The 16,909-nt window shown below is 71.3% G+C and carries 19 protein-coding genes; 13 read left to right on the forward strand and 6 right to left on the reverse strand.

Annotated features, from left to right (window positions below; all coding sequences use genetic code 11):
• The first annotated feature begins 151 nt into the window (after positions 1-151).
• From HD596_RS20120 to HD596_RS20175, 12 genes are all read left to right on the forward strand, one after another.
• A complete protein-coding gene (locus HD596_RS20120; protein ID WP_185070898.1) occupies positions 152-823 on the forward strand; it encodes a hypothetical protein in 672 nt (223 codons plus the stop codon).
• Between the two features lies 1 nt (position 824).
• On the forward strand, positions 825-1,541 hold the full coding sequence (locus HD596_RS20125; RefSeq protein WP_185070899.1) for a hypothetical protein: 717 nt from the start codon (positions 825-827) through the stop codon (positions 1,539-1,541).
• A complete protein-coding gene (locus tag HD596_RS20130; protein ID WP_185070900.1) occupies positions 1,538-2,833 on the forward strand; it encodes a TadA family conjugal transfer-associated ATPase in 1,296 nt (431 codons plus the stop codon). The genes HD596_RS20125 and HD596_RS20130 overlap by 4 nt, the downstream gene beginning before the upstream one ends.
• A 4-nt stretch (positions 2,834-2,837) precedes the next feature.
• On the forward strand, positions 2,838-3,683 hold the full coding sequence (locus HD596_RS20135) for a type II secretion system F family protein (protein ID WP_185070901.1): 846 nt from the start codon (positions 2,838-2,840) through the stop codon (positions 3,681-3,683).
• Positions 3,676-4,596, forward strand: coding sequence for a type II secretion system F family protein (locus HD596_RS20140; RefSeq protein WP_185078579.1), 921 nt, complete (start codon positions 3,676-3,678; stop codon positions 4,594-4,596). Before HD596_RS20135 ends, HD596_RS20140 begins: the two co-directional genes overlap by 8 nt.
• Positions 4,596-4,826, forward strand: a complete 231-nt coding sequence (locus HD596_RS20145; RefSeq protein ID WP_185070902.1) for a Flp family type IVb pilin — start codon at positions 4,596-4,598, stop codon at positions 4,824-4,826. Before HD596_RS20140 ends, HD596_RS20145 begins: the two co-directional genes overlap by 1 nt.
• Entirely contained in the window at positions 4,813-5,241 is a 429-nt protein-coding gene (locus tag HD596_RS20150) for a TadE family protein (RefSeq protein ID WP_185070903.1), read from the forward strand. The genes HD596_RS20145 and HD596_RS20150 overlap by 14 nt, the downstream gene beginning before the upstream one ends.
• Positions 5,238-5,630: a TadE/TadG family type IV pilus assembly protein gene (locus tag HD596_RS20155; RefSeq protein WP_185070904.1), complete on the forward strand. Its 393-nt coding sequence runs from the start codon at positions 5,238-5,240 to the stop codon at positions 5,628-5,630. Before HD596_RS20150 ends, HD596_RS20155 begins: the two co-directional genes overlap by 4 nt.
• The gene (locus HD596_RS20160; RefSeq protein ID WP_246554638.1) at positions 5,627-6,031 is read left to right on the forward strand and encodes a TadE/TadG family type IV pilus assembly protein; all 405 of its coding nucleotides are present in this window, start codon (positions 5,627-5,629) and stop codon (positions 6,029-6,031) included. Before HD596_RS20155 ends, HD596_RS20160 begins: the two co-directional genes overlap by 4 nt.
• A gap of 69 nt (positions 6,032-6,100) precedes the next feature.
• Positions 6,101-8,812, forward strand: coding sequence for a BTAD domain-containing putative transcriptional regulator (locus tag HD596_RS20165; protein WP_221519410.1), 2,712 nt, complete (start codon positions 6,101-6,103; stop codon positions 8,810-8,812).
• Entirely contained in the window at positions 8,809-9,417 is a 609-nt protein-coding gene (locus HD596_RS20170; RefSeq protein WP_185070905.1) for a hypothetical protein, read from the forward strand. The genes HD596_RS20165 and HD596_RS20170 overlap by 4 nt, the downstream gene beginning before the upstream one ends.
• A complete protein-coding gene (locus tag HD596_RS20175) occupies positions 9,414-10,337 on the forward strand; it encodes a hypothetical protein (RefSeq protein ID WP_246554641.1) in 924 nt (307 codons plus the stop codon). Before HD596_RS20170 ends, HD596_RS20175 begins: the two co-directional genes overlap by 4 nt.
• 30 nt (positions 10,338-10,367) lie before the next feature.
• On the opposite strand, the gene HD596_RS20180 is transcribed toward HD596_RS20175, so the two are convergent.
• A complete protein-coding gene (locus HD596_RS20180) occupies positions 10,368-10,802 on the reverse strand; it encodes a MarR family winged helix-turn-helix transcriptional regulator (RefSeq protein ID WP_185070907.1) in 435 nt (144 codons plus the stop codon).
• 90 nt (positions 10,803-10,892) lie between these two features.
• Between HD596_RS20180 and HD596_RS20185 the strand changes: the two genes are divergently transcribed.
• The gene (locus HD596_RS20185; protein ID WP_185070908.1) at positions 10,893-12,047 is read left to right on the forward strand and encodes an MFS transporter; all 1,155 of its coding nucleotides are present in this window, start codon (positions 10,893-10,895) and stop codon (positions 12,045-12,047) included.
• On the opposite strand, the gene HD596_RS20190 is transcribed toward HD596_RS20185, so the two are convergent.
• From HD596_RS20190 to HD596_RS20210, 5 genes are all read right to left on the reverse strand, one after another.
• Positions 12,044-12,544 (reverse strand): methylated-DNA--[protein]-cysteine S-methyltransferase, encoded by a 501-nt coding sequence (locus HD596_RS20190; RefSeq protein ID WP_185070909.1) that lies wholly within the window; start codon positions 12,542-12,544, stop codon positions 12,044-12,046. The two genes, HD596_RS20185 and HD596_RS20190, sit on opposite strands and share 4 nt — an antisense overlap.
• Positions 12,541-13,920 carry an AlkA N-terminal domain-containing protein gene (locus HD596_RS20195; protein WP_281398260.1) on the reverse strand — a complete coding sequence of 460 codons (1,380 nt, stop codon included), beginning with the start codon at positions 13,918-13,920 and terminating at the stop codon, positions 12,541-12,543. Before HD596_RS20195 ends, HD596_RS20190 begins: the two co-directional genes overlap by 4 nt.
• 119 nt (positions 13,921-14,039) lie before the next feature.
• Positions 14,040-14,981, reverse strand: a complete 942-nt coding sequence (locus HD596_RS20200) for an NYN domain-containing protein (RefSeq protein WP_125632505.1) — start codon at positions 14,979-14,981, stop codon at positions 14,040-14,042.
• A 103-nt stretch (positions 14,982-15,084) separates the two neighbouring features.
• The gene (locus HD596_RS20205) at positions 15,085-15,294 is read right to left on the reverse strand and encodes an acyl-CoA carboxylase subunit epsilon (protein ID WP_185070910.1); all 210 of its coding nucleotides are present in this window, start codon (positions 15,292-15,294) and stop codon (positions 15,085-15,087) included.
• Positions 15,291-16,880, reverse strand: a complete 1,590-nt coding sequence (locus HD596_RS20210) for an acyl-CoA carboxylase subunit beta (protein WP_185070911.1) — start codon at positions 16,878-16,880, stop codon at positions 15,291-15,293. The genes HD596_RS20205 and HD596_RS20210 overlap by 4 nt, the downstream gene beginning before the upstream one ends.
• Positions 16,881-16,909: the final 29 nt, after the last annotated feature.

Genomic DNA, 16,909 nt, shown 5'->3' on the forward strand with positions numbered 1-16,909 from the left:
CAACTCGGTAGCAAGAATCGGCATCGATTAGTCGGTATTCACGCCCCGCCACCTGCGAAACAAGCATGGGTCCTCGCATTCCGCCCCCGCGCCCCCTCCCCGCCCCACATAATGGCGGCAATTCCACGATTCAATTGGGAGCCCCCCACCCATGAGGACCAGTGAAAAGCCTGCCGTCAACGCGGCGGCGGGGTTGTCCGGCCCGGCCTCGCGCAAGCTCCCCGTGCCCCCTCGCGAACGCAAGCCGGCCCTCGCCGCCCTCGCCGTTCTGCTGATTCTGGGCGGCGCGCTCGCCACGACCCTGCTCGTGCTGCGCAGCGGCGACCGCGTCTCCGCGATCCGGGTGACCCAGCAGGTCGGCGCGGGTCAGAAGTTCACCGCGCAGATGCTGGAAGAGGTCCAGATCGCGGCCGACAGCGGCGTCGACTACGTGAGCTGGTCGGAGCGGGGCAAGGTGGAAAACAGCTTCGCGACCGTCACGATCCTCCCCGGCACGCTGTTCACGAGCCGGATGGGAGTCAAGCAGAGCAGCGAGCTGGGCCCGGGAAAGGCGACCGTCGGATTGGCCCTCAAGCCAGGGCAAATGCCCGCCGGAGTGGAGGCGGGTGATCGAGTCCAGGTGATATATGTGCCGAGCCGTTCGAGCCAGGGGCAAACGCGGGTACTGGCGGAAAGTGCTCTCGTGTTCTCGGTGGGCGACAGGTCCAGGACGGCGAATTCCGGTCAGATCACGGTAATAGTGGATTCATCGGCGTCACCGGAAATAGTGGCGTTCGCCTCCAGCGGTGAGATCGCGGTGGCCGAGCTACCGGGGGCACGCTGACGTGGCGCTGATCGTACTGGCCGCCGACAAGGGCGCGCCGGGAGTGACGACCGCGGCGACCGCCCTGGCGGCGGTGTGGCCGCGTCCCGTGCTGCTGGCCGAATGCGACCCGGCGGGCGGTGACCTCGCCTACCGGCTCCCCGCCGCCGACGGCGGCGTGCTGAACCCCGGCAAGGGCCTGCTCACCCTCGGCGCCACCGCGCGGCGCGGGCTGGAGCCCGCCCAGATCCACCAGCACACGCAGAAGATCGTCGGAGGGCTCGACGTGCTGGTCGGGCTCACGCACGGCGAGCAGGCCGCCGGGCTCACGTGGCTGTGGGGCCCGCTGGGCAGGGCACTCGCCGGCATCCCGAACGCCGACGTGATCGCCGACTGCGGCCGCCTCGGCGCGCACGCGCAGCTCGGCGACCTGCTCGCCGAGGCCGAACAGGTCGTGCTGCTCACCAGGGCCACCCTCGACCACGTCGCCCACCTGCGCGAACGCCTCCAGATCACCAAGGCGCACGGCGTCGCCGTGATCGCCGACCCGCGCAACTACCGCGGCTCCATCGACGACGTACGCCGGATCGTCGGCCCGGCCGTCCAGTACGTGTACGGCCTAGCACACGACCCCAAGGGCGCCGAGCTGCTACGCGGCCAGTGGGGCGGACGGCTCGACCGCTCCCTGCTCATCCGCACCGCGAGAGACCTGGCGGGAAGGCTGGTGAGTCACCGATGATCGACCACTCGCTGGTCAAGCGCTTCCGCCAGGAGGTCGGCGACCGCCTGGCCCACCAGCGCCGGCTCGACCAGGCCAACGGCCTGCCCCCGATGACGGGGGAGGACGAGCGCCAGTTCGCCCGGGCGCTGATCTCCCAGGTCCTGGAGGAGCACGCCCGCAACGAGATCGGCCTCGGCCGCACGCCCCCCACGGTCGAGGAGGAAGAGGCGCTGGCGGCCGGCATCCACGCCGCGCTGTTCGGCGTGGGCAGGCTGCAGCCGCTGCTGGACGACCCCCAGGTCGAGAACATCGACATCAACGGCTGCGACCGGGTGTTCGTCAGCTACGCCGACGGCCAGGAGGTCATGCACGACCCGGTCGCCGAGTCCGACGAGGAGCTGATCGAGCTCATCCAGATCCTGGCGGCGTACTCGGGCCTGTCGAGCAGGCCGTTCGACACCGCCAACCCGCAGCTCGACCTGCGCCTCCCCGACGGCTCCAGGCTGAGCGCCGTCATGGACGTCACCGTCAGACCGGCGGTCTCGATCCGCCGCGCCCGCCTCGGCAAGGTCTTCCTGTCCGACTTGGCGGGCAACGGCACGATAAGTCGGGACGTAGCCAAGTTCCTGACCGCCGCCGTCGCCGCCCGCAAGAACATCATGATCGCCGGGTCCACCAACGCCGGCAAGACCACCCTGCTGCGGGCCCTGGCCAACGAGATCCAGCCCAACGAGCGCCTCATCACCGTCGAACGCGCCCTGGAGCTGGGCCTCGACCAGTTCCCCGAGCTCCACCCCAACGTCGTCGCCTTCGAGCAGCGCCTGCCCAACTCCGAGGGCCAGGGCGAGATCTCCATGGCCGAGCTGGTCAGACGCTCCCTGCGGATGAACCCCAGCCGCGTCATCGTCGGCGAGGTCCTCGGCGACGAGATCGTCACCATGCTCAACGCGATGACCCAGGGCAACGACGGCTCCCTGTCGACCATCCACGCCAACTCCAGCATGGAGGTCTTCAACCGCATCTCCACCTACGCCCTGCAGGCCAGCGAGCGCCTGCCCATCGACGCGACCCACATGCTCATCGCGGGCGCCATCGACTTCGTCGTCTTCATCACCAAGCGCAACGACTACAACATCGGCGGCACCCTGCGCCGCTACGTCTCCAGCATCCGCGAGGTCAACGGCTGCGACGGCCGCGTCCTGTCGAGCGAGGTGTTCGTGCCGGGCCCCGACGGCACCGCCGTCCCGCACGCGCCTGTCTCCTGCCTGGACGAGCTCGCCGCCCACGGCTACCTGCCAGGGGGGTGGTGACGAGGTGATCTTCGACCCGTTCGCGCTGCTGGCCGGAGCGGTCGTCGGCGGCGGCCTGTTCCTGTTCTTCATCTCCCTGTACGGCATGCGCCCCCGCCCGCCCCAGCCCAAGCGCCACCTGCTCAAGATGCTGACCACCCGTACTGCGATAGCCGCGGTCGCGGCCGGGCTCGTCCTGATCATCACCGGCTGGCCGGTCATGGCGGTGGGCACGGTGCTGCTCGTGTTCGCCTGGCGCGGCCTGTCGGGCGGGGCGGGCGAGGAGCGCGCCGCCATGCGCCGGCTCGAAGGGCTGGCCGCCTGGACCGAGTCCCTGCGTGACACGATCGCCGGCGCGGCCGGGCTCGAACAGGCCATCCCGTCGTCCATCAGGGCCGCCGCCCCCATGCTCAGGCCCCACCTGCGCGCCATGATCGACCGGCTGCACACGAGGATGGCGCTGCCGGAGGCCCTGGCGCTGTTCGCCGACGAGCTCGACGACCCGTCGGCCGACCTCGTGGTGGCCGCGCTCATCCTCAACTCCCGGCTGCGCGGCCCCGGCCTGCGCGACGTGCTGGGCGCGCTGGCCGTCTCGGCCCGCGAGGAGCTCGACATGCGCCGCCGCGTCGAGGCCGAACGCCGCTCGACCAGGCGCAGTGTCCAGATCGTGGTGATCACCGCGCTCGTCTTCGCCGGGCTCCTCATCGTGTTCAACCCCTCCTACGTGGCCGAGTACGAGGGCCTGCTGGGCCAGGCCGTGCTCGTGGTGGTCGCGGGGCTGTTCGGGGCGGGGTTCGCCTGGATGAGGCGGCTGGCCAGGTTCGACAAGCCGACCCGGCTGCTCATGGGAGGAGGCGGTGGCGATGGTTGAGGCCGCGCTGGGCGGAGCCGTATTAGGGCTCGGCCTGTTCGTGCTGCTGCGGGCGCTCTTCCCGGCCCGGCCGGGGCTGGTGGCGCGGCTGCTCGCGCTCGACGCCGTCCGCGAGGACGCGGGCGGCCCGAGCCTCCAGCTCCTGCTGCCCGAGGAGGAGGTCAGCGCGTTCCGCCGCAGCCTGGGTGCCCGCCTGGCCCGCCTGTACGCGGCCCGCGGCTGGGAGGTCAGGTCGATCAAGGCCGACCTGGCGCTGCTCGGCCGCTCGTTCGAGGCGTTCCTGGCCGGCAAGGTGCTGCTGGCGGCCAGCGGCCTGCTGGCCTTCCCGCTGCTGCTCGGCTGGCTGGTGCTCATGGAGTGGGGCACCTCGCTCGCCGTCCCGTTCTGGGCCGCCGTGCTCGTCGCGCTGCTGTTCTTCTTCCTGCCCGACCTCCAGGTACGCAAGGACGCGGCGGCCAGGCGGCGCGACTTCCGCCATGTGGTCGGCGCGTTCCTCGACCTCGTCTCCATGAACCTGGCCGGCGGCCGCGGCGTCCCCGAGGCCCTCATGATGGCCGTCTCGGTCAGCGGCGAGCAGCCCAACTGGGCGATGGGCCGCATCCGCGACGCGCTCGGCGGCGCCAGGATCGTCGGCATCACCCCTTGGCAGGCGCTCGGCCAGCTCGGCGAGGAGATCAACGTCGACGAGCTGCGCGACCTGTCCGCCGCGCTCGGCCTGGTGGCCGACGACGGCGCCAAAGTACGCGCGTCGCTCACGGCGAGAGCCGCGACGCTGCGCCGCCGCGAGCTGGCGGAGATCGAGGGCAGGGCCGGCGAGCGGTCGCAGTCGATGCTCGTGGCCCAGCTGCTGCTCTGCGCCGGTTTCGTGATCTTTCTCAGTTTTCCCGCCGCAATGAAGATGTTGGGGTCCTGATGAACCATCCCTGGATCGTTTACCTCACCGCCTACCTGGGTGTCCGCATCCAGCGCGCCCGCACCGCCCCCACCCGCGGGGCCTCCGCCGTCGAATGGGTGATCATCACCGCCATCATCGCCGGTGTCGCCCTCGGCCTGGCCACCTTGATCAAGACGCTGGTCGAGCAGAAGCAGAGCGACATCACGGGCAGCTTCAGCGGTGGCGGCGACACCGGTGGCAACCCCTAAAGGGGGCGAGCGGGGCGCGACGGTGATCGAGCTGGCCATCCTCATGCCGGTCATCCTGGCGGTCGCGCTGCTCATCGTGCAGGTCGCGCTCTGGTTCCACGCCCGCCAGGTCGCGGAGGCCGCCGCCCAGGAGGGCGCGCGCGTGGCCAGGGCGGCGCCGTTCGACTCCGGTGACTGGCCGGGCCAGGCCACCGCGAAGGCCACCGACATCATCAAGGCCGTCGGCCCGAAGCTGCTCCAGGGCGCCACGGCCACGACGTCCGAGAAGGACCCGGATGAGCGCTTCGTCACCGTGACCGGCAGCGCCGTACAGGTCATCCCGCTGCTGCCCGAGCTGACGTTCACGATCACCGCCACCGCGGGCGGGCCGGTCGAGTGCTTCCGGCCGGACAACGGCGGAGGGGACTGCTCGTGAGGCGGGCGGAGCGCGGCTCCATGGCCGTGGAGACCGTGATGCTGGCCCCGCTCTTCCTGCTGTTCGTCATGTTCCTGGCGGGAGCGGGGGTGCTGGTGGAGTCGCAGGGCCGGGTCAACGGGGCGGCCAGGGACGCGGCCCGGGCCGCGTCGGTGCAGCGCACGCTCGACGACGCCGAGGCCGCCGCCAAAGCCATCGCCGACAGCACGCTGACCGGCCCCTGCGGGTCCCCCTCCGTCTCGCTGGACGGCTCCGCGTGGGAGCAGGGCGGCCAGGTCCAGGCCGAGGTGAGCTGCGAGCTGGATCTCGGCTTCCTGGGGTTCGGCGGCGTCAAGCGGATGACCGGCACGGCGGTGGTGCCGATCGAGCAGTTCAGGAGGGTCGAATGAGGGAGCGGGGGTCGATGTCGGTGTTCACCGTGCTGTTCTCCGTCGTCGTGTTCCTGCTGGCCGGGCTCCTCGTGGACGGCGGCGCGGCGATCAACGCCCGGCTGCGCGCGGCCGACGTGGCCGAGCAGGCCGCGCGGGCCGGCGCCGACGAGATCGACGTCGACCAGCTGCGCACCACCGGCCAGACCCGGCTGCTCGGCGAGGACCAGGTGTGCGCCAGGGCCGACGAGATCGTCGCCGCGCAGGGCGGCGACGGGGTGACCCGCGGCGAGTGCACCGTCGGCCAGGCGCAGGTGACGGTCAGCGTGTCGGTGCGCTGGCAGGCGTTCTTCCTGAGCGCGATCGGCTTCTCCGGTGACGAGATGACCGGCCGGGCCGTCGCCGCACCCGAAGCGAGATAGACCGAAACTCACCGGTCGATGGATCGGCGAGCGTACGAGCACGACCCTGGACGGCGGAAGGGAGAGACGATGCCGACGCGAGAGCCCGCGCGCCCACACGGACGTCACACGCCCGTGCGCGCCAAGGCCAGGCGCAGCGCCGCAGACGTGCTCGCCGGCATCGGATCGCTGATCGTGCTGGTCGCGCTCGTGGGCGGGGTGCCGTACGCGCTGCTCACGTTCGTGGGGCCGCCGATCGCGCCCGAGCTGCTCGACCTCGACCTGCTCACCAGCCGCGTCGGCCCGAGCACCGTCGTGGCCGTGCTGGTGCTGCTGGTGTGGCTGGCCTGGTTCCAGCTGTTCGTGTGCGTCCTGGTCGAGGTGTACGCGGGCGTGCGCAGGGTCGGCATGCCGGCCCGCGTGCCGCTCTCCGGAGGCACGCAGGCCCTGGCCAACAAGCTCGTCGGCGCGGTGCTGCTGCTGTTCACGGCGGGCGCGATGGTCGTGCCGCTGGCCAAGCTGGCGCCCACGCCGGCCGCCACGCCCGTGACGGCGGTCGCGTACTCCGCGCCGATCGTCGAGAAGGCGACCCTCGACACGCACAAGACCAAGAAGGTGTACGTGGTGCAGCCCCCGCACGGCCGGCACCACGAGAGCCTGTGGGAGATCGCCGAGAAGTGCCTCGGCGACGGCCGCCGATATCCCGAAATTTACCGGCTTAATCAGGCGAAGGAGCAGCCGGACGGCTCCCGCCTGCGCATGGCCGACCTGATCAGGCCCGGCTGGGTGCTCGACATGCCGGACGACGCCAGGCACGCCCACGTCGTCCCCGTCGACCAGCCCCGCGAGCAGACCCTGCGCGAGCACCCCGGCAGGGCGCCAGTGGGTCAGCACGCGGGTCAGCACGCCGACCGGCACGCCGACTCGAAGACCGGCCACGCCGAGAAGAAGGTCGAGGCCAAGCACCGCCAGCCGGACCAGCAGCAGCCCGACCGGCCGCAGGCCACCATCCGGCAGAGCCAGACGACCGACCTGACCGACTACCTCGCCACGGCCTCGCTGGCCGCCGCGGGCCTGCTGGTGGTGCTGGCCAGGCGGCGCCGCGAGCAGCTCTGGCGCAGGGTGTTCGGCCGCCGGATCGCACGCCCGCGCGACGACGCCGCCCAGGCCGAGGTCGCGTTGCGGCTGGGCGGCGACGCGCCGGGCGCCCGCATCCTCGACATCGGCCTGCGGCTGCTCGGCGCCGAGCTGGCCGCCCAGAACCGCACGCCGCCCACCGTGTACGGGGCGCACCTGTCGGCCCGCACGCTCGACCTGTGGATCCACCCGCCGGACGGCGACGCGCCCGCGCCGTGGACGGCCCAGGACGGCGGCCAGGTGTGGCGGCTGCCCGCGCACGAGGGCCGCCTGCTGGAGGAGCAGGCGGGCGGGGCGCCGTACCCCGGGCTGGTCTCCATCGGCACGGACGCCAGCGGCCGCGTGCTCATCGACCTGGAGGCCGCGCAGGGCCTGATCAACGTGCGCGGCCCGCAGACCACGGCCGCGCTGGCCGCCCTCGCCGTCGAGCTGGCCACCAACCGCTGGTCCGACCGGATGCGTATCACGCTCGTCGGCTTCGGCGAGGAGCTGACCGCCATCGCGCCCGACCGCATCAGGGCCGTCGGCGGCCTGGCCGAGGTGCTGCCCGAGCTGGAGGCGATGGCCGCGCCGCGCAGGGAGGTGCTGACCGGGCGCATCACCGGCAGCCCGCGCGACGCCCACTACCTGCTGTCCGCGGTCGCGCCCACGCACGAGGAGGCCCGGCGACTGGCGCTGCTGGCCCGCCGGGACACCGCCGGTTACGTGCTGGCGGGCGAGGTCCCGCACGCCACCTGGACGCTGGAGATCGGCGACGACGGCCGGGCGAGGATCGCCGAGCTGGGCTTCGACGTGCAGGCCCAGCTCCTGCCCCGCCGCCACTACCAGGCATTGATCGACCTGTTCCGCACGGCCTCCCAGGTAGACGGCGAGGCCGTCTCCGAGGCCGAGCCGCTGGTGGGGCTGCACCCGCCCGCCGTCGAGATCAGGATGCTCGGCCCCATCGAGGTCATCGGCCTGCGGCCCCTGGAGGAGGGCCGGCTGGCGCTGGCCGCGGAGCTGCTGGTCTACCTGGCCACGCACCCCGGCGGCGTGCACCCCTCGGTGCTGGGCGGGGTGCTCTGGCCGCGCGGCGTGCAGGACATGGTCAGGGACGCCACGATCGCCAGGGTCGCCGAATGGCTCGGCCCGGAGCACCTGCACACCGACGAGGCCGGCCGGATCAGCCTGGGGCCCGAGGTGCGTACGGACTGGGCGCTGTTCCGCGAGCTCGTACGCCGCTCGCACGGCGACCCCACGGCCCGGGCCGTCCTGCTGGAGAAGGCGCTCGGCCTGGTCAGAGGCCCGCTGCTGAGCGGCCGCCAGCCGGGCAGGTACGCCTGGCTGGCGGCCGAGGACCTGGAGTACGACGTGGCCGCCGAGGTGGCCGACGCGGCGCACCAGCTCTGCGAGCTGCGGCTCGCGCACGGCCAGCCGGACGCCGCGGTGGCCGCCGTGCGCGCGGCCCTGCTGCTGGCGGTGGACGACGAGGGCCTCTGGCGCGACCTGCTGCGGGCCACGCACGCCACCGAGGACACCGTACGGCTGCGCGCCGTCGTCGAGGGGCTGACCCGCAGGGCGGCCTCGCACCCGTACGGCGGCGGGATGGCCCCGGAGACCGAGGCACTGATCGAGGAACTGCTGCCCACGTGGCGCATCCATGTGGTGAGGGAGTCGTCGGCATGAGACGAGTCATGGTGCTGCTGGTGATCGTCCTGGCGGGCTGCGGGCAGGCCGAGCGCCCGTACGTGCCCGCGACGGAGCCCGCCCCGGCGCAGAGCTCCGTGAAGCCCTCCGCAAAGGGGACACAGCCGGCGGAGACGCTGCCCTCCGGCCCCCAGAGCATCGCCATCGGCGACGGGCTGCGCGTGCGGGTGGAGTGGCCTGCCGACCCAGACCCGCTGCTGAAGGTCATCGTCGACCAGTACGTGGGCACCCGCCAGGCGGTCGTCGACGGGACCCGCGGCTACCGGCGCAATCTCGAGATCGATGCCGAGGCGCAGGCGACGGAGTGGGTGAACGAGTTCATCGACGCGGAGCGCTCGATGCGGGGGACGGGCCGGCTCTACGACCTGCGCGTCAGTGCCCGCATGGGCAAAGGCGCTCAGATCAACGCATGCGTTGACGAGTCGGGCGTGCGGTTGATCTCCTCCCGCACCGGCAAGGCCGTCGCGCCCCAACCCGATTGGCTGCGCACCCCCTACAGCCAGAGCGTGGTCGCCCATCACGGCGACGACGGGGTGTGGCGCATCAGGTCCTACATCACCTCCACAGAGAGATGCACGCGATGAAACCTTTGCTCGCGGTACTGCTCGCGGTGCCGCTGTCACTCGCTCCGACCCCGGGACCCGGCGATGTGAAGGTCAACGGCGAACAGCGCGGGCCGACGACGACCCTGAGCCTGGAGGCCAGCACCATCAAGATCACCGGTGACGGCAAGGGCGGCTCGGGTGACGGCTACCGCATCCCGCGCCCCTGCTGGTACGAACCCAGCCTGGACGCCGAGGCGATGTACCGGCTGCACACCGAAGGCGCGGGCCCGGCCAGGCGGGCGGCCATCGACGAGGGCAGCTTCCGGGCCTTCATCCAGCAGTTCGAGAAGCAGCGGGGCAAGCCGGGCCGGTGGTGGGTGCCCGCGTACAACAAGGCCGATCCGAACGGCGCCGCCTGCTGGGGCGGCCTCCAGCAGTTCATCTTCATGCCCCCGAACACCACGCCGCCGTCCGGGATCACGATCGAGCAGCTGGCGCAGATCGCCAGGGCCGCGCTGACCGTCCCGGAACCCACGGTCAAGCTGAACCCCGACGCCAAGAGCTTCGTCAACCTCCCGACCTTCGTCTGGCTGGAGAACGTCGGCCAGCCGCGCCGCACGGTCACGGCGTCGATCCCCGGTGTCATGAGCGTGACCCTGGTGGCGACGCTGCAGGACATCAAGATCGACCCGGGCACCACCAAGGACCGGGCCGAGGTGCACGAGGAGGGCTGCGGGCCGTCCGGGAAGCCGTACGAGAAGGGCGCCCCGTTCACCTGCGGCGTGCGTTACCTGCGCTCGGCGATCGACCAGCCGCGCGAGAAGTACACGCTGACCGTCACCACCGTCTGGCCGGTGCAGGTGGCCGACAACGTGGTGCCGTTCCAGTTCGCGCCCGTACAGGTCGGAGCCAGCCGGGACGTGCCGGTCGGCGAGATCCAGAGCAACGTCAAACCCTGAGCGGTGGCCTGAGCCGCTCAGGGGCCGCTCTCAGGCCCGGACCACCGCCACCAGCGGGGCCAGCTCGGGCAGCGCCGCCGCCTCGTCGAGCACTTCCTTCAGCACGCCGTCGTGCGTGGGACGGGCCCGCTCCAGCAGCTCGAACCCGGCCTGCGTGACCTCCGAGTAGATCCCGCGCCGGTCGTCCTCGCACAGATAGCGCCTGAGCAGGCCGCGGTTCTCCAGGCGCGTCACCAGCCTGGTCGTGGCGCTCTGGCTGAGCACGACGGCCCTGGCGAGCTGCTGCATCCGCATGTGCCAGCCGTCCTGGCGGGCCAGCACGTCCAGCACTGTGTATTCGCTCACACTGAGCGAGTGCTCCTTCTGGAGGGATCTCTCCAGCTTGTCCTCGATTTTCGCGTGGAGTGCCGCGAGGGTGCGCCAGCCCTGGGCGCGCGCCTCCACGGCGTCATCGGCTAGGGGCATGTGACAGCCTCCTCGACATCCTTGTATGTTCATATAGTCGGCGTGTGCAAATAATGTCCACGCTTACTAACGTCGTCTGAGGAGTAGTCTATGCCTCTCGCCCTGTTCGCCCTCGCGATCAGCGCCTTCGGCATCGGGACCACGGAGTTCATCATCAACGGGCTGCTGCCCGAGGTGGCGGCCGACTTCCACGTGACCATCCCGGCCGCCGGCCTGCTCGTGTCCGGCTACGCCCTGGGCGTGGCGGTCGGCGGGCCGCCGCTGACCATGCTCGGCGGGCGCCTGTCGCGCAAGACCATGCTGCTGTCGCTGATGGTGCTGTTCATCGTCGGGAACCTGCTGTCGGCGCTGGCGCCCTCGTACGGGGTGCTCATGTCCGGCCGGTTCCTGTCGGCCTTCGCGCACGGCGCGTACTTCGGGGTCGGCTCCGTGGTGGCCGCCGGCCTGGTGGCGCCGCAGAAGCGGGCCAGCGCGATCGCCATGATGTTCACCGGCCTGACGCTCGCCAACGTCCTGGGCGTGCCCCTGGGGACCTGGATCGGCCAGGCGTTCGGCTGGCGGGCCACGTTCTGGGTCGTGGTGGCGATCGGCGTGGCCGGGCTCGCCGGCGTCGTCGCCCTCGTCCCCAGGCAGCCGCGTCCGACCGGGAGCGTCGTGCGGGAGCTGGCGACGTTCCGCAAGGCCGGCGTCTGGCTGGCCCTCGGGATGACCGTCTTCGGCTTCGCCCCGGTCTTCGCCGTCATCACGTTCATCGCGCCCATCATGACCGGCGTGGGCGGCTTCTCGCCCGGCGCCGTGCCCGTGGTCATGGCCCTGTTCGGGGTCGGCCTCGTGGCGGGCAACCTGATCGGCGGCAAGCTGGCCGACCGCGCGGTCATGCCCAGCATCTACGGCTCGGTCGCCCTGCTCACCCTGCTGGCCGTGGCGGTGGCCCTGGTGTCGGGCAACCAGGTGGCCTTCGTGATCACCATCACGCTGTTCGGGGTGGCCGCCTTCGCCACGGTCCCGCCCCTGCAGACCCGCGTCCTGGACGCCGCCGCCGGCGCCCCCACGCTGGCCTCGGCGGCCAACATCGGGGCCTTCAACCTGGGCAACGCGATCGGCTCCTTCGCGGCCGGCCTCACCATCGACGCCGGCCTCGGCTACACGGCCCCCGCCTGGACCGCGGCCCTGCTGGGCCTGGCGGGGCTGGCCGTGGCGGGGGCGGCGGGCCTGCAGGCCCGCCGCCTGGTGCCCGCCACCTAGAGAGCGCGGGACTCGTGGGCGATCAGCCACTCCTTGACCGGCACGCCGTAGTAGTAGCCGCCGTAGCCTCCGACGCTGGGCAGCACCCGGTGGCAGGGGACGAAGGGCGCGATGAGGTTCTGCGCGCAGGCCGAGCCGGCCGCCCGGGCCGCCGTCCTGGGCATGCCCGCCCGCTCGGCCAGCTCCGCGTACGAGACCGTGGTCCCCGCCTTGACCTCGCGCAACGCGGCATGGAGCCGCTTGCGGGTGGCCGTACCCGGCTGGGAGACCTGGACGGCGTCCAGGGCGTCCAGGTCCCCGGCCAGGTACGCGCGGACCGCCTCGGAGGCGGCCCCGAGGTCGTCCACGACCTCCAAACCCTCCGACTGCAGCTCGGGCGTGAGGCGGACGAACATCTCCGTCGGGTCGGCGGTGAAGCCGGCCGCCACCACGACCCCCTCGCGGGACAGCAGGGACAGCGGCCCCACCGGGGTCGGGACGAGCTGGGCAGCGATCATGATGCGCTCCAAAGGTGCAGGGCGGCGTAGGCCCGCCAGGGCCGCCACCGCTCGATGTGGTCGTCGGGAATGCCCAGGCAGGCCATGCGCTTCTTGAGCACGAGGTCGCCCGTGGGCCACGCGTCCGGGTCACGCAGCGCCCGGAGCGCGATGTAGCTGGCCGTCCACGGGCCGATGCCCGGGACCTCGAGCAGGTCCGCCACCGCCTCGGCGGGGTCCTGGCCGCCGTCGAGGTCCAGGCGGCCCTCCACCAGGTGGCCGGCCAGGTGCTTGAGCGTGTCGATCCGGCGGTTGGTCAGGCCCAGGCCGGTCAGGTCCGTCTCGAGGAGTTCGGCGGGGGTGGGGAAGAGGGGGCCGGGGGCCTTGGCGACGATGCGGCCGAGGATGGTGCGGGCGCCGGCCACCGAGATCTGCTGGCCGACCACCGCGCGTACGGCCAGCTCGAAGCCGTCGAACGCGCCCGGCACCCGCAGCCCGGGACGGGCCGTCACCAGGGGCCCGAGCGAGGTCTGCTCCAGGATCTCCGAAATGGCGGTGGGGTCGGCGTCGAGGTCGAGGAGGCGGCGGCAGCGCGCCACGACGCGGGCGAGCTGCCGCGTGTCGTCCATCACGACGTCCAGGGCTATGTGGTCCCGCCGCGGTGTGAGCGTGATCGTCCCACCTGGTACGGCTCGTACGTACGACGTCCGGTCCGCCACCTCCAGCCCCGGAATGGCGCGGGCCGCCAGGAACGCGAAGACCCCCTCCACGTCGTACGGCTCGCGCCGGTGCAGCCGCAGCCGCAGTGCCGCGTCGGAGACCCGCGGGCCCGCCGTGGCCCGCAGTTCGCTGGGCGTGAAGCCGTACGTCTCCCGCATCGTCGCGTTGAACTGCCGCACGCTCCCGAACCCCGCCGCGAACGCCACCTCGGTGACCGGCAGCCCCGTCTCCGTCAGCAGCTGCTTGGCCAGCAGCAGCCGCTTGGTCCGCGCGACCGCCAGCGGCCCGACGCCCAGCTCGGCCACGAACAGCCGGTGCAGGTGCCGCTCGGTGATGTGCAGCCGCTGGGCCAGCCCCGCCACGCCCTGCTCGTCCGCCGCGCCGTCGTCGATCAGCCGCAGCGCCCGGCCGACCAGGTCGCCGCGCACGTCCCAGCCCGGGTCGCCGGGCGAGAGCTCCGGACGGCACCGCTTGCACGGCCGGAACCCGGCGGCCTCGGCCGAGGCCGCGTGCCGGTAGAAGCGCACGTTCCTGGAGGACGGCGTACGCGCCGGGCAGATCGGACGGCAGTAGATGCGCGTCGTCGTCACCGCCGTGTAGAAGCGCCCGTCGAACCGCGCGTCCCTGGCGGAGACGGCCCGGTAGCAGGAGTCGAAGTCGAGCTGCAGTGGTGACATGCCTTCGACACTAGGCGCTCCCCGAGGGCGCTGACTGGCGGAAATCGGACGTGAGCGTCGACCGGCAGGTCAGCAGGCCGAGCCGGGTGACCTGCGGAAATCGGACACCCGGCGCACGGCTACTTGGACGAGACGCCCACACCCAGGTCGAACTCCCGGTAGACCCGGGCCCAGAAGCCGTCACGCAGCCACACCCGGGCCTCCGGGTAGGGGCGCAGCGAGTGGCCGAGCTCCTTCTCCGCCTCGATCAGCAGCTCGGTGTCGATCACGGTCGGCAGGATGGGCCCCGGCAGCAGGTCGCGGATGTTGTCGCGGCCACGGGTGAGGATCCACTTCTGCGCCACGTGCTCGCCCACGTCCTCCACGCGCGGGCGGCTCGGCCCGAGCTTGGCCACCTGGCCGGGCTTGGCGTGCGGCTTGACCGGCGCGCGCCCGGCGAAGACCTGGGCGGGCGACGGGGCCGCGGCCGGCGGAGTGACCGGGACGGGCTGGGGAGCACGGCTGAAAAAGGGCCTCAGGAAATCAGCGGAGATCACTTCCACGGTGTCGGACTCCCACACCAGGCGCTCGGCCTGGTTGGTGCCGTACGGCGGCTCGACGCCCCACAGGTGGATCCGCACTCCGTACGCCTGCGCCGCCTCGACCGCCGGAACCATGTCCTCATCGCCTGCCAGCAGGATCGTGTCGGTCACCGCATGATGCCGGGCCAGCGCCTCCAGATCGCTCCTGATCTGCGCGTCCACGCCTTTCTGCTGGCCACGGGCGTTCAGGTTGCCAAGCCGCACCTTGACCCACGGGAGCTGGGCGATGACCCGCTGGTCGACGGTGGGCACACGGTCACGGGCGGCGTCATACCAATAGATCCGCAGAAGTTCGCCGGAAATACGTTCCTCTGCATGTTTCTGTAGACTCTGGATGAGCTCATCGGCGGCCACCCGATATTCCTTGCGTTCCTTGGCGCCGAGCAGCACTTCACCCGCCGCCGCGTACAGATAACCGACATCCACCAGGACGGCGTACTTGGCTGCCACAGGATGCGGCATGAGGTCTGGGATGGCCATGTCGTCCTCCAGGCCGCGGTGTTAGTTGATCGGCTGACTATATACGCCTACTTTCTCTAGATAGTACTCCCGGGGAACTTGACACCCGATTCTCAGGATCTATCTAGGGTAGTGCGCTCATCCGCCATGCCGACTTCCCTGGGACGACAGGCTTACGCATACCTCTGGCAGGGTTTCGCCACCTTTGCCGATGCGGCTCCGGAGACGCCTCGGGTTCGGCGTGCGAGCTCTGCCGCGCGACGAGTACGGCCACCAACGCCGCGATCTCCTCGGGCGTGGCGTTCCCCCGGACAATTCGCAGATCTGGCGTCATAGCGGGATGTTCCCATGCTTCTTCGGCGGGAGCGTCGCTCGCTTGTTCCTGAGGGCCCGCAGCGCCCTGACGACCTGGGCCCGGGTCTCGGACGGCCGGATCACCGCGTCCACATAGCCGCGTTCGGCCGCGATGTACGGATTGGCCAGCGTGTCCTCGTACTCGGTGACGAGCCGGGCGCGCTCGGCCTCGGGGTCGTCGGAGGCGGCGAGTTCGCGCCGGTAGAGGATGTTGACCGCGCCCTGCGCCCCCATGACCGCGATCTGGGCCGTCGGCCAGGCCAGATTGATGTCCGCGCCGAGGTGCTTGGAGCCCATGACGTCGTACGCGCCGCCGTACGCCTTGCGCGTGATCACCGTGATCAGCGGCACCGTGGCCTCGGCGTAGGCGTAGAGGAGCTTGGCGCCCCGGCGGATGATTCCGTTCCATTCCTGATCGGTTCCTGGGAGGAATCCCGGCACATCCACAAATGTCAGTATCGGAATATTAAAGGCATCACATGTTCGAATAAATCGGGCGGCCTTCTCGGATGCGTTGATATCCAGACATCCGGCGAAATGCATGGGCTGGTTGGCCACGACCCCGACCGGCTGGCCGTCCACCCGGCCGTACCCGACCACGATGTTCGGCGCGAACAGCGCGTGGACCTCCAGGAACTCCCCGTCGTCCAGCACGCGCTCGATGACCCGGTGCATGTCGTACGGCTGATTGGCCGAGTCGGGGATCAGCCCGTCGAGCTCCGGATCGGGCTCCAGGTCGGCGGCGGGCTCGAAGACGGGGGCCTCGTCCAGGTTGTTCGACGGCAGGTACGACAGCAGCGCCTTGACGTACTCCAGCGCGTCGTCCTCGTCGGTGGCCTGGTAGTGGGCCACGCCCGACTTCGTGTTGTGCGTGTGCGCCCCGCCGAGCTCCTCGAACGTGACCTCCTCGCCCGTCACCGTCTTGATGACGTCGGGCCCGGTGATGAACATCTGGGACGTCTGATCCACCATCACCACGAAGTCGGTCAGCGCGGGGGAGTAGACGTGCCCGCCGGCCGCGGCGCCCATGATGAGCGAGATCTGCGGGATCACGCCGGACGCGTGCACGTTGCGCTTGAAGATCTCCGCGTAGAGGCCGAGCGCGACCACGCCTTCCTGGATGCGCGCGCCGCCGCCCTCGTTGATGCCGATGATCGGGCACCCGGTCTTGATCGCCAGGTCGAGCACCTTGACGATCTTCTCGCCGTACACCTCGCCGAGCGAGCCGCCGAACACCGTCACGTCCTGCGAGAACACGCACACCTGCCGGCCGTCTACCGTGCCGTGCCCGGTGATGACGCCGTCGCCGTACGGCCGCCGCTTCTCCAGCCCGAACATCGTCGACCGGTGCCTGGCGAACTCGTCGAACTCCACGAACGAGCCCTCGTCCAGCAGCGCCAGCACCCGCTCCCTGGCGGTCATCTTGCCCTTGGCGTGCTGCTTCTCCACGGCCGCCGCCGAGCCCGCGTGCGCGGCCTCGTCGAGCCGCCGCTCCAGGTCGGCGATCTTCCCGGCGGTGGTGTGGATGTCTGGCTTGTCCGGCAACTCCTCCGCAGCAGTGCTCATGCGCGCAAGGCTAGTCCTTCCTCCTAGAG

It is taken from the genome of Nonomuraea jabiensis (assembly GCF_014204795.1).
Taxonomy (GTDB): Bacteria; Actinomycetota; Actinomycetes; order Streptosporangiales; family Streptosporangiaceae; genus Nonomuraea; species Nonomuraea jabiensis.